The organism is Nocardia nova NBRC 15556 (assembly GCF_001613005.1).
Taxonomy (GTDB): Bacteria; Actinomycetota; Actinomycetes; order Mycobacteriales; family Mycobacteriaceae; genus Nocardia; species Nocardia nova.
Window position 1 is genome coordinate 1 of the sequence record NZ_BDBN01000040.1, and the last position, 14649, is coordinate 14649.

At 69.2% G+C, this 14649-nt stretch carries 15 protein-coding genes; 6 read left to right on the top strand and 9 right to left on the bottom strand.

From position 1 onward, the window contains the following. From NN2_RS17215 to rimP, 4 genes are all read right to left on the bottom strand, one after another. Positions 1-404, bottom strand: a 404-nt coding sequence (locus NN2_RS17215) for a translation initiation factor IF-2 N-terminal domain-containing protein (protein ID WP_174554981.1), incomplete at its 3' end; no start/stop codon positions are given. 120 nt (positions 405-524) lie between these two features. After that, positions 525-905, bottom strand: coding sequence for a YlxR family protein (locus NN2_RS36335; protein ID WP_082857046.1), 381 nt, complete (start codon positions 903-905; stop codon positions 525-527). Positions 906-968: 63 nt separating this feature from the next. Further along, a complete protein-coding gene (gene nusA, locus NN2_RS17220) occupies positions 969-1997 on the bottom strand; it encodes a transcription termination factor NusA (protein ID WP_063014867.1) in 1029 nt (342 codons plus the stop codon). Beyond that, on the bottom strand, positions 1994-2647 hold the full coding sequence (gene rimP, locus NN2_RS17225) for a ribosome maturation factor RimP (protein ID WP_063014869.1): 654 nt from the start codon (positions 2645-2647) through the stop codon (positions 1994-1996). Before rimP ends, nusA begins: the two co-directional genes overlap by 4 nt. Before the next feature lie 404 nt (positions 2648-3051). Here rimP and NN2_RS17230 point away from each other — a divergent pair, with 404 nt between their 5' ends. Further along, a complete protein-coding gene (locus tag NN2_RS17230; protein ID WP_227463062.1) occupies positions 3052-3591 on the top strand; it encodes a hypothetical protein in 540 nt (179 codons plus the stop codon). A gap of 70 nt (positions 3592-3661) precedes the next feature. Further along, positions 3662-4093, top strand: coding sequence for a ferritin-like domain-containing protein (locus NN2_RS17235; RefSeq protein WP_063014874.1), 432 nt, complete (start codon positions 3662-3664; stop codon positions 4091-4093). Positions 4094-4197: 104 nt separating this feature from the next. Here the strand turns inward: NN2_RS17235 and NN2_RS17240 are convergent, their stop codons facing one another. Beyond that, a complete protein-coding gene (locus NN2_RS17240; protein ID WP_063014876.1) occupies positions 4198-5955 on the bottom strand; it encodes a proline--tRNA ligase in 1758 nt (585 codons plus the stop codon). A 58-nt stretch (positions 5956-6013) separates the two neighbouring features. Here NN2_RS17240 and yaaA point away from each other — a divergent pair, with 58 nt between their 5' ends. The 3 genes from yaaA to NN2_RS17255 all read left to right on the top strand — a co-directional run bounded on the left by yaaA (position 6014) and on the right by NN2_RS17255 (position 9489). Next, complete coding sequence (gene yaaA / locus NN2_RS17245) at positions 6014-6778, top strand: peroxide stress protein YaaA (protein ID WP_063014878.1); 765 nt, start codon at positions 6014-6016, stop codon at positions 6776-6778. Between the two features lie 213 nt (positions 6779-6991). Then, a complete protein-coding gene (locus tag NN2_RS38180; RefSeq protein WP_218022032.1) occupies positions 6992-9013 on the top strand; it encodes a three-helix bundle dimerization domain-containing protein in 2022 nt (673 codons plus the stop codon). An 80-nt stretch (positions 9014-9093) separates the two neighbouring features. Further along, complete coding sequence (locus tag NN2_RS17255) at positions 9094-9489, top strand: ankyrin repeat domain-containing protein (RefSeq protein WP_063014881.1); 396 nt, start codon at positions 9094-9096, stop codon at positions 9487-9489. Positions 9490-9511: 22 nt separating this feature from the next. Here NN2_RS17255 and NN2_RS17260 read toward each other — a convergent pair whose 3' ends face one another. The 4 genes from NN2_RS17260 to NN2_RS17275 form a co-directional block, all read right to left on the bottom strand. Continuing rightward, positions 9512-10972 carry an MFS transporter gene (locus NN2_RS17260; RefSeq protein ID WP_063014883.1) on the bottom strand — a complete coding sequence of 487 codons (1461 nt, stop codon included), beginning with the start codon at positions 10970-10972 and terminating at the stop codon, positions 9512-9514. A 132-nt stretch (positions 10973-11104) separates the two neighbouring features. Next, positions 11105-12364, bottom strand: a complete 1260-nt coding sequence (gene cobA / locus NN2_RS17265; protein ID WP_063014885.1) for a uroporphyrinogen-III C-methyltransferase — start codon at positions 12362-12364, stop codon at positions 11105-11107. 70 nt (positions 12365-12434) lie between these two features. After that, a complete protein-coding gene (locus NN2_RS17270) occupies positions 12435-12989 on the bottom strand; it encodes an LGFP repeat-containing protein (RefSeq protein ID WP_063014886.1) in 555 nt (184 codons plus the stop codon). Between the two features lie 194 nt (positions 12990-13183). Further along, positions 13184-13591 (bottom strand): PPOX class F420-dependent oxidoreductase, encoded by a 408-nt coding sequence (locus NN2_RS17275; protein WP_063014887.1) that lies wholly within the window; start codon positions 13589-13591, stop codon positions 13184-13186. 88 nt (positions 13592-13679) lie between these two features. On the opposite strand from NN2_RS17275, the gene NN2_RS17280 reads away from it, so the two are divergent. Next, positions 13680-14648 carry a poly(ethylene terephthalate) hydrolase family protein gene (locus NN2_RS17280; protein ID WP_063910792.1) on the top strand — a complete coding sequence of 323 codons (969 nt, stop codon included), beginning with the start codon at positions 13680-13682 and terminating at the stop codon, positions 14646-14648. Position 14649 lies beyond the last annotated feature (1 nt).

Consider the following 14649-nt stretch of genomic DNA (forward strand, 5'->3'; position numbering starts at 1 on the left):
GCCGCAGGAGCGGCCGGCTTCGGACCGGGCCTGACGGCCGGACCGGGCTTCACCGCATCGGGACGCGCTGCCGCCGCGGGGGTTTCGGCCACCGGGGCCGAATCGGCCTGCGCCGCAGCCGGAGCCGGACGGGGGCCGGGACGCGGACCCGGGGTCGCGCCACCGGCCGGCTTGGCGGCCGGACGTGCCTGGGCGGGACCGGGTTTCGCGGAGGATTTCGCGGAGCCGTTGGACGGGGCGGACTTCGCCGCGAACGACTCCCGCAGCCGACGCGCGACGGGTGCCTCCACCGTCGACGACGCCGACTTCACGAACTCGCCCTGCTCCTTGAGCGTTGCGAGTAGTTCTTTGCTCGTGACACCGAGTTCTTTAGCCAACTCGTGCACGCGGGCCTTGCCTGCCACTGCTCTCCTCACTGAGAGGTCGAGCGCGACAGTCTCTTGCTCCCCGTTCAGGGGTCAGGACGCCCGCACGACCTCGGGTTATCTTCGATGGCCGTTCATCGTTGGTACTTCACGGTGTGCTCATGAGTGCTCGTGCCTGTTCTCGACGTAGTGCTCCAGGGCTGAGATATCCAGTTTTCCGGACACTCGTAGCGCTCTGCCGAACGCTCGGCGCCGCTCTGCCATGCTCAGACAAGCCGAAACGGGGTGCAACCAGGCACCCCTCCCGGGAAGTCTGCGCCGCGGATCGGGAACGATCGCGACGACGGCGTCCCTGTCGGGAGCGCTGCCGGGCGATTGCGCCACGACCCGCAACAGATCGGCGGCCAGCTCGCGTTTCCGGCATCCGACACAGGTCCGGACCGGGCCGGGAGTTCGGGTTTTCACCCGAGCACCGACCTGGGCGGAAAGTGCGGATACCGAAGACTCGCGCTGAGCCTGTGTCCACTGTACCGCTGCCATGTCCCGATCTCCGCATCCAGCCCCTCGTTGACGCCCGCACTCGCACTGCCGTCTCGCTGCGGCCTACCCGTGCTGGGCGTGCGGCCGCTGCGATCCGGCCACGTCGGGGGCGGCGTCGGAGCGGATATCGATGCGCCAACCGGTCAATCGCGCGGCCAACCGGGCGTTCTGACCTTCCTTGCCGATCGCCAGCGACAGCTGGAAATCGGGGACCACGACCCGGGCGGCACGAGCCTCCGGATCGACGATCGTGACCGAGACAACCTTCGACGGGCTCAGTGCATTCCCGACGAAGGCGGCCGGATCCTCGGCCCAGTCGATGATGTCGATCTTCTCGCCCGCCAGCTCGCTCATCACGTTGCGCACCCGCTGGCCCATCGGGCCGATGCACGCGCCCTTGGCGTTCACCCCGGGCACCGTGGAGCGCACCGCGATCTTGGAGCGGTGGCCGGCCTCGCGGGCTACGGCGACGATCTCCACCGAACCGTCGGCGATCTCGGGCACCTCGAGCGCGAACAGCCGGCGCACCAGATTCGGGTGGGTGCGCGAGAGCGTGATCTGCGGGCCGCGCGCGCCCCGGGAGACGCCGTAGACGTAGCACTTGATGCGATCGCCGTGCTCGTAGGTCTCGCCGGGTACCTGCTCGGCCGGGGGGATCAGGCCCTCGGCGCCGCTGGCCTCGCTGCCGATGCGCACCACGACCGTGCCGCGGGCGTTCATCCGGGCATCGCGCTGGACGACGCCGCCGACGATATCGCCCTCGTGCGTCGAGAACTCACCGAAGGATTTCTCGTTCTCGGCGTCGCGCAGGCGCTGCAGCACTACCTGGCGGGCGGTGGTGGCGGCGATGCGGCCGAAGCCCTCCGGGGTGTCGTCCCATTCGGAGACGACATTGCCGTCGGCATCGGTCTCGGTGGCCATCACCCGCACCACGCCGGTCTTCTGATTGATGTCGATGCGTGCGTTGGGCTCGTGGCCCTCGGTGTGCCGATAGGCGGTCAGCAGAGCCGACTCGATCGCGGAGAGCACTGTCTCCATCGAGATTCCCTTATCGGCGACGATCGCACGCAGGGCTTCGATTTCGATGTTCATTCCACGATCCCTTCGGTCGGCGCAACTTCTGTGTGTTCTCCCCGGGCGGCGTGTTCTCCCCCGGCGGCGGATGCGGCCGGATCGACTGCCTGATCGGTGGCGCCCGGTTCCGGGCGGCCCGCGGCCACGCCCCCGGCCAGTTCCATTTCCGCCGCACCGGGTGGGGAGAACTCCACCTGGACGACCGCGGATTCGATATCCGCCAATGCCACGCTCACCCGGCGGGGCGCGCGCTTACCGCCCAGCACCAGGGCCACGTCGGTGTCGGTGCTCGCGCCGACGCGGGCGTCGAAGGTGGACGCGCCCTCGGGGGCCTGCGCGCCCGGCCGCATCCGCACCCGCACCTTGCGGCCGCGAGCCCGTCGCCAGTGGCGCGGGGCCGTTAGCGGGCGGTCGACACCCGGAGTGGTGACTTCCAGCAGATAGGGGGTTTCGCCGAGATCGGCGGCGTCGTCGAGCACTTCCGAGATCTCGGAACTGACTTCCGCGATCGTGTCCAGATCGACGGTCTCGTCGCCGTCGACGGTCACCGTCACCCGCGCCTGCGGCCCGCCCGCGGCCGTGATGTGCACGCCCTCGAGGTCGAGCCCTCGGCGTTCGACGAGCCCAGCAACGAGCTGGCTCACCCTTTCCTCGGTCGGCATCGGCATATGGGGCGGCTCCTGGTTCAGTTGTGACGCGGTATTGGTCCTGGTACGGCATGGTCGGCGCGCATGTCCCGCGGATTGTTCCGCCGGAGGTCTAGCGTAACGCGCTGCAAGAGTGTAAAGGACCAGCCAACCCGGTCGAGTCGGCCCGGGGCAGGTTCTGCTGCGCGCCCACGGTCCGCCGGACGGTCTCGGGTGCGCCGGAACGGAGCGGCCGCCGGGCCCCAGCGCTTCCGTCCGGAAGCATCCCTCGGCGGGTCCGACGGCGACACGCGGGCGTGCACCGCCGGCGGCACCCGGGCTCAGCAGGGCGGACGGACGACCGTCCCGGCCGCGAACGAGCGCGAGTGAGGCATGTCGGCGGGCTGGGCGCGAGGGCGCGTGATGATCACTGGCACGATGTAGGCGTGCCCAGCCGTCTCGATGTGATTCCGGTGCCGCCGGATCGGACCGTTCCCCCACGCCTCGACCGCCGCTCGCTGTTGCGCTCGGCCGGAGGTGGCGTGGTCGCGCTCGTCGCCGTGAGTGCGGTCGCGGCCTGTTCGGACGACAAGCCGTCGGTACCGGATGTGCTTGTGTCGCAGGAGGAATCGGCGCGTACGGACGCCGTGTGGGCGAAGGCGGCCATCGCCGCCGCACCGGAGCACACCGCCGCGCTGACCGTCGTCGCCGCCCAGCGCGCCCAGCACGCCGACGCGCTGCGCACCGAAATCGACCGCGCGGTAGGCGTATACGGCGACGGCACCAAGCCGAAATCCGCGACTCCCCCCGTCGCCGAACCGCCCGCCCCCACCCCACCGCCGAGCGTCGCCGCGCTGCGGGCCCGGCTGACGGACTCCCAGCACTCCGCGGCCGAGCTGGCCGCGACCCTGTCCGGATATCGGGCCGGACTGCTCGCCTCGATCAGCGCCTGCTGCGGCGCCCACGTGGCGGTGGTGCCGGCGTGAGCGGTCAGGCGCGCAGGCGGCAGCGCAGCATCACCACGCAGCGCCCCGCACACGCCGGAAAGGACACAGCGTGAGTACCGATCAGCAGGCGCTGCTCGACGCGCTGAACGCCGAATACACCGCGGTCTACGCCTACGGCCTCATCGCGGCCTACGCGTCCCCGGAGCGCGCGAAGGTCGTCGCCGAGTTCACCGCGGCCCACCGTGCCCGCCGCGACGCCACCGTCGACGCACTGAAGGCGGCCGGTGCGAGTGTTCCGGCACCCGCCGCCGCCTACACCCCGCCGTTTCCGGTCGACGATCCCATCCCGGCGGCCAAACTCGCCGTCACCGTGGAGACCGACACGGCGGTGGCCTGGCGCGCGGTCGTGGAACACTCCACCACCCCGGATCGCCGCCGCATCGGCATCGAGGCCCTCACCGAATGCGCCGTCCGCCTGGCCACCTGGCAGTCGATTCTGGGCGTGAATCCCGCGACCACACCGTTCCCGGGCCAGCCCTGAGCCTGAGCAGCGGCCTGAACACCGGTAGGTCCTGCCTTCCGTTGCCGTAGCGCGAGTCGCCGGCCGGATGCACCCGGTCGCAGCGACCGGGTGCACTCGGACGATCAGCCGCGAATCTTCGCAAGCACGGTATCGACGGCCGCGTCCGCCGGGATGTCCTCGGATTCGCCGGTGAAGCGGTTACGCAGCTCCACCTTGCCGTCGGCCCAGCCCCGGCCGATGACGAGAACCCAAGGCATGCCGAGCAATTCGGCATCCTTGAACTTGACGCCGGGTGAGGCGGTGCGGTCGTCGAACAGGACGTCCACGCCCTGGGCGTCCAGACCGGCGACGACCTCCTCGGCTCCGGTGCGGGCCGCCTCGTCCTTGTTGGCGATGACGACGTGCACATCGAAGGGGGCGACCTCGGCCGGCCAGCGCAGCCCCTTCTCGTCGTGCATCTGCTCCGCGATCACCGCGACCATCCGGGAGACGCCGACCCCATAGGAACCCTGGACGAGCCGGACCGGTTTGCCGTTCTCACCGAGCACATCCACCTCGAAGGCGTCGGTGTACTTGTAGCCGAGCTGGAAGATGTGCGCGATCTCGATACCGCGCGCCGAGTGCAGCACACCGCGGCCGTCGGGCGAGGGGTCGCCGTCGCGCACCTCGGCGGCCTCGATCGTGCCGTCGGGGGTGAAATCGCGGCCCGCGACGAGTCCCACGACATGTTTGCCGGAGGCGTCGGCGCCGGTGATCCACGACGTGCCGGTCACCACGCGCGGGTCGACGAGATAGCGAACACCGTTGTCCAGCAGCGCCTTCGGGCCGATGTATCCCTTCACCAGGAACGGATTGGCGGCGAAGTCCTCGTCGGTGAGCAATTCCACCTCGGCGGGCTCGAGACTCGCGCCCAGCCGCTTGGCGTCGACCTCGCGGTCACCGGGCACGCCGATGCCGACGATCTCGGATTTGCCGTCGGGGTGGCGCAGCTTCACCATGACGTTCTTGAGCGTGTCGGCGGCGGTCACCGGGCGGCCGTACCGTTCGGCGATACCGGCGTCGTTGGCCCAGTCGACCAGGGACGCGATGGTCGGCGTGCCCGGCGTGTCGTGCACGACGGCGGCCGGCTGCCCCTCGATCGGGATCTCCGGCGGCGCGGGCGTCACCACGGCCTCCACATTGGCCGCGTATCCCGATTCGCGGCAGGTCACGTAGGTGTCCTCGCCGATCGGGCTGCTGGCCAGGAATTCCTCCGAGGCACTGCCGCCCATCGCGCCGGAGGTGGCGGCGACGATCACGTATTCGATCCCGAGCCGGGCGAACATCCGCTGATATGCCTGGCGGTGTGCGGCATAGCTGGCCTTCAGGCCGTCCTCGTCCAGATCGAAGGAGTACGAGTCCTTCATGACGAATTCGCGTCCGCGCAGAATTCCGGCGCGCGGCCGTTCCTCGTCGCGGTATTTGGTCTGAATCTGGTAGAGCGTGACCGGCAGATCCTTGTAGGAGTTGTATTCACCCTTGACCGTCAGGGCGAACAATTCCTCGTGGGTGGGTCCGAGCAGCATGTCGGCTCCCTTACGGTCCTGCAGGCGGAAAAGGCTGTCGCCGTATTCGGTCCAGCGGTTGGTGGTTTCGTACGGCTCGCGCGGCAGCAGCGCGGGCAGCGAAATCTCCTGGCCGCCGATCGCGTCCATCTCCTGGCGCACCACGTCCTCGATCTTGCGCAGCACCTTCAAACCCAGCGGCAACCACGAATAGACGCCCGGCGCGATCCGGCGCACATATCCGGCGCGGACCAGAAGCTTGTGACTGGGCACCTCGGCGTCGGCGGGATCGTCGCGCAGGGTGCGCAGGAACAGGTGCGAGAGACGGGTGATCACGGATGCACAGACTAGCCGCTGCTGCGTGGATGCCTGCAGGGCATTACCGTATCGGCTCGTGCTGGTGATTCTGCCTCCTTCCGAAACCAAGTCCGACGGCGGAAATCTCGGTCCGCTCGATCTGGATTCCCTATGGTTACCGCAGCTCACCGCGGTGCGGGACAAGCTGATCACCGAGCTGATCGAATTGTCCGCGAACCCGGAGGCGGCACGGGTGGCATTGGGGCTGGGAAAGGCGACCGGCGCGGGCGCGGAAGGTTTGCAGACCGCGCTCGCCCGCAACGCCACGCTGCGGACCGCCGCGACCGCACCGGCGCTGCGGCGCTACACCGGCGTGCTCTACGACGCGCTCGACGCCGGTTCGCTGACCAAGACGCAGCGCGCTCGCGCCGAGGCGCGGCTCGCGATCGGCTCGGCGCTGTTCGGGATCGTGCGCGCGGGGGATGCGATTCCGGGGTATCGGCTGTCGGGCGGTTCGAAACTGCCGGGCCTGCCGACGCTGGCGTCGTTGTGGAAACCGGTGCTGGCCCCGGCATTGCGGGAGGCGACGGCCGGTCAGCTGGTCGTCGATCTGCGTTCGGGGACCTATCAGCAATTGGGGCGACTGCCCGGCGCGGTGACCGCGACCGTACTGACCGAACGCCCGGACGGCAGCCGCACGGTGGTGAGCCATTTCAACAAGCATCACAAGGGGCTGCTGGCACGGGCCCTGGTGTCGACTCGCGCCGAGCCCGGCGATATCCGCGCACTGGCGCGGATCGCCGAAAAGGCCGGGCTGCGTGTGGAAATCGCGTCGTCGAGCGAACTGCTGGTCCTCACGTGAGTGAATTCTCGGTGACCGCCGACGTAATTCGAGCCGAATAGCGCCTGCCCAGCCACGGGAACAATCGCCGGAAAATACCCCTCCACCAGCGCATTTCATCGTCATCGGGCCGAAACACGGTGGCACGGAACGGGCATTCCGGCTCGCTATCGTAATTTCCGGCGCGGCCGGCCGACCGCTGCCGTTGGGATGCGATTGGGCGAGGAGTTCGGCGTGGGTGACGCCACCGACCGTGAAGAAAAGGCACTGCGTCAGTTGACCGATCGGCTGGTCGGCCATTACGGCAGCAGCCATTCCCCGGAATTGGTAGAGGAAATGGTCGGCCAGGTGCGCCGTCGCTTCGACGGCCACGCCGTCCGCGATTTCGTGCCGATTCTGGTGGAACGCATCGTGCGCCGCGAATTGCAGCACACCCCACCGCAGCCCAAGGCCGACGACCGTTCGCACGAACTCGACTACGCGGATGCGCCGGTTGTTCCGGAGCGGGTGTCGGCGCCCTCGATCGAGGAGGACGCCACCGACGCCGCGCCCACCGAAGTCGCGCCTACCGACACCGCGCCTGCGCCTACCGAAGTCGCGCCTGCGCCCGCCGATGACGTGCCCGCGCCCGCCGATGCGACCTCCACGCCCGCCGACGCCGCGTCTGCCGATGACATGCCCGCGCCCGTCGATCACGTCCCGAGCGCCGTCGCGGAATCGGCGACCGAAACCGTCGCGGAAGACGCCGGTGCCTCGGAACCCGTACCCGGCGCCGCAGATTCGCCGCGCCCCGGCGACATCGCACACAGCAGCGACCCCGCCGCCGAATCCCGCGCCGAGTCCTGGCCCGCCGACGCGACCGGCTCCCAGCAGCCCGCGCCGGGCACCGATCGCCCCGCATCCGCCGACAGCGGAGACGCAGACGCCGACCTGCCAGACGCCGACGTCATCGAAGGCAGTACAGGCCAACGCGATTCGCTTCCCGCCGCAGCCGCTGAGGCTGCCGTCGCATCCGGCCACTCCCCCGTCGAACCGACGGAACCGGAGATCGTGGCCGCCACACCGTCCGCGAGTGACGCTGCAGCAGAACCGGAACCGGAGCGCGCGGCCGCGACGAGCCCGGCCTCCTCCAGTGGAGCGCGCACAGCGGGCCTGGCAACCGCATTGCGAGAGCCACGGGTCCTGGCCGTAGCCGCCGCGGTGGTCGTCGTAGTCGTCGTGCTCGTTGTGGCCTTCGGTTTTCGCGGCGGCGACAGCGGCTCCCCCGCCCCGGCTCCCGCGCTGATCACCGCGCACGGCGTGGTCGGGTCGGAGAAGATGGGCTTCTTCACCGATCCCCGCGTGGTGGACGCACTGGCGCACAAGGGAATTCGGCTGGAGGTGGACCCGGCCGGATCGCGGCAGATCGCGACGTCGGTGAAGCTGGACGGCGACGACTTCGCCTTTCCGTCGAGCAGCCTGGCCGCCGAACGAATTCAGCGCGAACGCGGGATCACAGCGAAATACACGCCGTTCTCCTCGCCGATGGTGGTCGCCAGTTTCCGGCCGATCGTGGACCTGCTCGCACGCGCGGGAATCGCCCGTCCGGGGACTGTGCCCGCCTTCGATATGCGGCGGTATCTCGATCTCACGCAGCAGGGCACCCAGTGGGATCAGCTGGAGGCCAACACCTCCTATCCGGTGCGCAAGAACGTGTTGATCTCGACCACCGATCCGCGGACCTCCAATTCGGCGGCGATGTATCTGGCGGTGGCCGCCTACGTCGCCAACGACGACGCGATCGTGCAGGGTCCGGCCGCAGAGAATTTCGTGCTGTCGAAGGTGTCGCGGCTGTTCACCAAACAGGGGTACACCGAGAATTCCAGCGCGGGTCCGTTCGGCGAATACCTCACTGCGGGAATGGGTCCCACGCCCATGGTGTGGGGCTACGAATCGCAATTCGTGGAGGCCGCCGTCGCCGGCAAGCTGCCCGCCGACGCGGTGATGCTGTACCCGTCTCCGACGGTCCTGTCCCGGCACACGCTGGTCCCGCTGACCGCCACCGGCGACCGGGTCGGACAGCTGTTGAGCACCGATCCCGAACTGCAGCGCCTGGCCGCCGAGCACGGCTTCCGTACCGCCGATCCGTCCCAGTTCGGCGCCGTCACCGCTGAACACCACATTCCGGTCGCCCCGGATGTGGTCGACGTCGTCGACACTCCGACCTACGACACCCTGGAACACCTTCTCGACGGGGTCGCGCGCTCCTACAACTGATCGCGCACCGCGCGCCGAGCCGATCGAAAGGCAGGTCGCCGCTTCGCCGGACCGTCGCCCCGCCGTGGTAGTAATGGCCCGTGGCTACCGATGGCGTGGATCCCGACCTGGTCGAACTGGCGACCAAGCTCTTCGAGCTGGCCCGCACGGGCGAAGCCGCGACGCTCGCGGCGTATATCGACGCGGGCGTCCCGGTGAATCTGTGCAACGACAAGGGCGACACCTTGCTGATGCTGGCCGCCTACCACGGGCAGCAGGCGGCCGTGACAGCACTGCTCGAACGCGGCGCGGACCCCGATCGCGCCAACGACCGCGGCCAGACCCCGGCCGCGGGAGCGGTGTTCAAAGGCGAGGACGACATCCTGAAGGCCCTGCTGGCGGCCGGAGCCGATCCGGACGCGGGCACACCGTCGGCTCGCGAATCGGCGACCGTCTTCGGCAGGACCGAATTACTGGAACTGTTCGATCGCCGCTGAGACGCGCGCGCCGCCAAGACGGCTACACCTGCTGCGCTTCCTCCTGCGCGTGCTGGGCTTGGGCGAGTTGTTGCGGCGTGTAGCGCAGAGTCAGCACCAGCAGGCCGATGATCACGGCACCGATCGCGCAGATGAGCAACACGAAGGTGTAACCGCTGGACAGCGCCGCCACCTCGGTGGGCGTCAGATTCGAGGTCCGATCGGTCCGGCCGCCGAGTGAGAGCGTGCGCGAGGCCGCCAGCGGCGTCAGCAGGCCGACCGCGAACGGGGTGCCGAGGGTGAGGATCATCTGGCCGATCGCCGACAGCGGGCCGACCTCGTTCACCGGTACGCCCACCAGCAGGCACAGCGGCCCGACCACGATCACGAAACCGATCGCCATACCGACCACCGCCAGCAGCACCAGCAGCGTCGGCAGATATTCGACGTAGCGATCCAGGGTGGATCCGAAGAACAGGGCCCCGGCCAGCACCGTCGCCGCACCGGCGAGCAGCCACCGCGGCCGGATCATCAACGCGGCCTTGGACGCCACGCCGGTGCCGATGCCGGCGCCGATCGTGAACGGGATCGAGGCCAGACCCGCGACGAGCGGGCTGTAGCCGACGACGTTCTGCAGGAACTGCGCGACGAAATAGGTCATCGCGCCGAGGACGCCGGAGCCCAGCAGCAGGGCGATGAACGTGATCGAGCGGTCACGATCACGGAAGAGGGTGAGCGGCAGCAGCGGATTGACGGCGGACCGTTCGGCCAGCACGAACGCCACCAGCAGCAGCAATCCGGCGATCAGCGCGCCGATGACGTACGGGCTGGTCCAGCCGAGATCGGGGCCCTCGGTCGCGCCGAACACCACACCGACGCAGCCCAGGGTGCCGAGGAAGGCACCGCGCACGTCCAGGGGCAGTCGATGGTGGGCCGAATCGTGCAGCTGGAACGCCGCGCCCAGGATGATCAACAGTCCGATCGGCACGTTGATCAGGAAGATCAGCCGCCAATTCCATTCGGCGAGGGCGCCACCGACGACGAGACCGCCGACCGAACCCACGCCCATCATCGACCCGAAGATGGCGATCGCCTGATTGCGCGGCGGTCCGGGCGCGAAGGTACTGACCACCAGCGCCATCGCCACGGGTGCGGCGATCGCGGCGCCGGTGCCCTGCAGGGCCCGCGCGCCGATCAACATGGCCTCGTTCTGCGCCAGCCCACACAGCAGTGAGGCGAGGGTGAAGAACGAAACACCGAGCAGCAGCATCTTTTTGCGACCGAACGAGTCGCCGAGGCGCCCACCGAGCAGCATCAGCCCGCCGTAGGTGAGGCCGTAGGCGGTGACCGTCCACGCACTGCCGGAACTGGTCAGGCCGAGATGGCGTTGCAGGGCCGGCAGCGCCAGGATCACGACCGTGCCGTCCAGCACGACCATCAACTGCAGGCCGGACAGGACCAGGATCGGCAGCCCGAAGGCCCGCTTCGTCACCGGATATTGCATCGTCGCAGCGGGGTTATCGAGCACAGTGACTCACTGTAACGGATATCGGCACCGGCCAGCCCAACGCGTACTCGCGCTTTCCGCGGGTCGCTCGAGCGGGCTGTGCCCCTGTCCCGGGCACGCACCGCGGGCCTAACCGGCCTGCTCGACGGCATCCGGCGCGCCCGCGGTGAAGCCCGCGGTCGGGCCGACGACGATGATCGCCGGCGGCCGGATGCCCTCGGCGCGGACGCGTTCGGCGACCGTGGACAGATCCGCGCGCACGATCCGCTGCGTGCGCAGGCTGCCCTCCTGCACGACGGTGACGGGCGTATCGGCGGCGCGGCCACCGTCGACGAGTGCGGCGGCGAACTTCTCGATGCGTTCCACCCCCATCAGCAGCACGAGGGTGCCGCGCAACCGGGCCAGAGCCGGCCAGTCCACCAGCGAATCCGGGTGATCGGGCGGAATGTGCCCACTCACCACCACGAATTCGTGGGTGACACCGCGGTGGGTCACCGGAATGCCGGCCAGCGCCGGCACCGAGATCGCGGAGGTGACACCGGGAACCACGGTGACCGGGACCCCGGCGTCCACGCACGCCTCGAGTTCCTCGTAGCCGCGGCCGAATACGTACGGGTCGCCGCCCTTGAGCCGGACCACGAATTTGCCGGCCTTGGCGCCCTCGACGAGGGCGGTGTTGATCGCCTCCTGCGCCATCGCCCGGCCGTACGGGATCTTCGCCGCGTCGACGACCTCCACATGCGGTCCGAGTTCGGCCAGCAGTTCCGGCGGCGCCAGCCGGTCGGCGACGACCAGATCGGCGCGGGCCAGCAGCCGGCGGCCACGCACGGTGATCAGATCGGGGTCGCCCGGCCCGCCGCCGACCAGCGCGACACCCGGCGCCACGGGCTCGGAGTCGTCGATGACCACGCCCGATTGCAGGGCTTCCAGCAGCGCGGTCCGCACCGCGGCCGAACGACGGTGCCGTCCACTGGCCAGCACCGCGAGCGTCAGCCCGTCGTAACGGGCGCTGGCCGGAGTCACGGCGGTGCCGAGCCGGGCATTGTCGGCGCGCACGCAGAAGATGCGGCGGCGGGTGGCCTCCTCGACCACGGCGGCATTGGTCTCGGGCTCGTCGGTGCAGGCGATCGCGTACCAGGCGCCGTCGAGATCACCGTCGGCGTAGGCCCGCTGGGAGATGCGCAATTGACCGGAGGTGGCCATCGCCTCCACCGCGGGAGTGACCGTCCGGCTGATCACCTCGATATCGGCTCCGCTCGCGATGAGCAGTCCGAGCCGGCGCTGGGCTACCGAGCCGCCACCCACGACGACGACGCGGCGGCCGGCCAGATCGAGCCCGACGACATAGTTCGGGTCACCGGATTGCTGGTCGTCTGTCGTATTCGGCACAAGGTTTCAGCCTACGGCGTGGCCGGGTGAACTCCGCAATCACCCGTCGCGACGTCGCAGGCCCGGAAGATCAGGGCTTCCAGGTGATCCGGCCGCCCTGGAAATCCTGGGCCTTGCCGCCGTTGTAGTCGTACTCGTCGCTGGTGGGCAGGCCGTAACGGCCGCGGTCGGCGTTGTTGCCGTTCCAGATGCCGAGGATCGAACCCCAGACCGGGTGCGCGCCGGTACTCGCCGACCAGAAGATCACGCCGCCGGGGAATTGGTTGAAGCGGGCCTTGCCGTCCTTGCCGGCCTGGGACTCGTCGGTGAGCGGGAAGCCGAGGGCGCTGTTCTCCCAGCCCATCGAACCCCATTTGTCGCGGATCAGGCCGCAGATCGCATGGGCGTCGGTACCCACGGACCAGTAGATCGAGCAGCCGCGGTCGAACACCTGGAATTTGCCGCCGTTGGCGTCGGATTCCGGCCCGGTCGGGTTGCCGAAGAAGGCGCCGCCGCCGGCGCGGTCGTATTCCTTCTCGATCGCCCCGCCGACGTCGAACGCGCCGACCGGACGGGCAGCGGCGACACCGGCACCCGTGCCGGTGAGCAACGCCAGTGCGGCGGCACCCGCGGCTGCCGCGCGCATCCCGGACCGGCGCGTTGTGCGTCTACTCTGTCTGCGACCTGACGAAGCCAAGAGAAACTCCCTCTACCTGCGAAGTTGGCGCGACGGAAGCTGCCGCTCCCGCCATCCTGCAGGGGTTACACCGGCTCTGCAACGCTCGCCGTATCACAGTCGAGACTCATCTCACAAAATCACACGAGGTGAATTCGGTCGCATCAGAGCCGGCCGTTGATCCGTTCCGGGGTCACCCGCACGACCACTCGCTCGGCGTCGTCGACGGAGGCGGGATTGAATTCGATATAGGGCAGGCCGGTGTATTTCACCGACAGCCGATCGGGCAGAGCCTTCTCCGGATCGGGGACGACGGTGGCGGTGCCGCGGATCTCGGCGTAGACGTACGGATTGTCCGGCGGGTTGATCATGATCGTCACCCGCGGGTCGCGCACCACGTTCTTGTACTGCTGACGCGACACGGTGGTGGAGTACACCAACTCCTCCCCCTCCCGCAGCAGCCAGGTGACGGTCAGATGCGGCTGCCCGTCGCGGCCGATCGTCGCGAGCGTGGCGAAAACCTTTGTGTCGTCGAGGATCTTCTTCAGGTCGTCGGAGAGTTCTACACCCATGCCACGGCACAACCCGCTGCCACGCACACTCATTCCCACCGGCCGTCGTTCCGTCACGGTGTGTTCGGCACGGTTCTATGCTGCGAACATGCGACGAGCCGTGCTGCAGGTTCTGACGGTGCTGGTGACGGTCGCGGTCGCCGCCGCGGTGGCCGCCACCGCGTACGCGGCCGACCCCTACCGCGCGAGCGGCCCGACCGAGGCCCGCTACCTGGAACCCGGCCCGTGGCAGGTCACCGAGCACTACGAATTCGGCTGCTGCGACAGCACCGGCGCCGCCTACGACATCTGGTATCCGACCGATGTGGCCGCGCGTGGCCCCCGTCATCCGATCATCACCTGGGGTAACGGCACGGCCGCCCAACCTCGCCAGTACGCCCATCTGCTGCGGCATCTGGCCTCGTGGGGGTTCGTGGTGATCGCGACCGAGAATCGCAGTACCGGCACGGGCGTCGATATTGCCGGGGCGGCGCGATACCTCGTCGAGCGGGCCGCCGATCCGGCGAGCGTGTTCCACGATCGGCTCGACACCTCGGCGATCGGCGCCGTCGGTCATTCCCAAGGTGCCACCGGGGTGCTCAACGCGATGATCGATTCCGGCGGGCTGATTCGCACCGCCGTGCCGATCGAGTTGCCCGCCCAGTCGTTCTGCTCGAACAGATTGAGCTGCACCGACACTCGCCGCCTCGGCGGCGGTTCGGTGTTCTTCGTCAACGGCTCCGACGACGCGCTGATCTCCCCCTCGCAGAAGCTGTGGGCACTTCCGGGCCTGCAGTCCAACCAGGACTACTACGAGGCCACCCCGGGATCGGTGACGAAGGTGTGGGGCACGTTGGTCGGCCCCAATCACAACGATGTCCAAGGGCAACCGGACTGCGCCCGGGCCTCGTCGCCGTGTACCGCGGGCGTATACGGCTATCTCGGCTATCCGACCGCGTGGCTGGTGGCCCGGCTGTGGGGATGCGCCGGGGCGGCGGCCGCCTTCGCCCCCGGCACCGGGGAGTTCTACGCCCCGAATCCGCACTGGGCCAACCAGATCGGCGCCGCGGCCGGCTGAC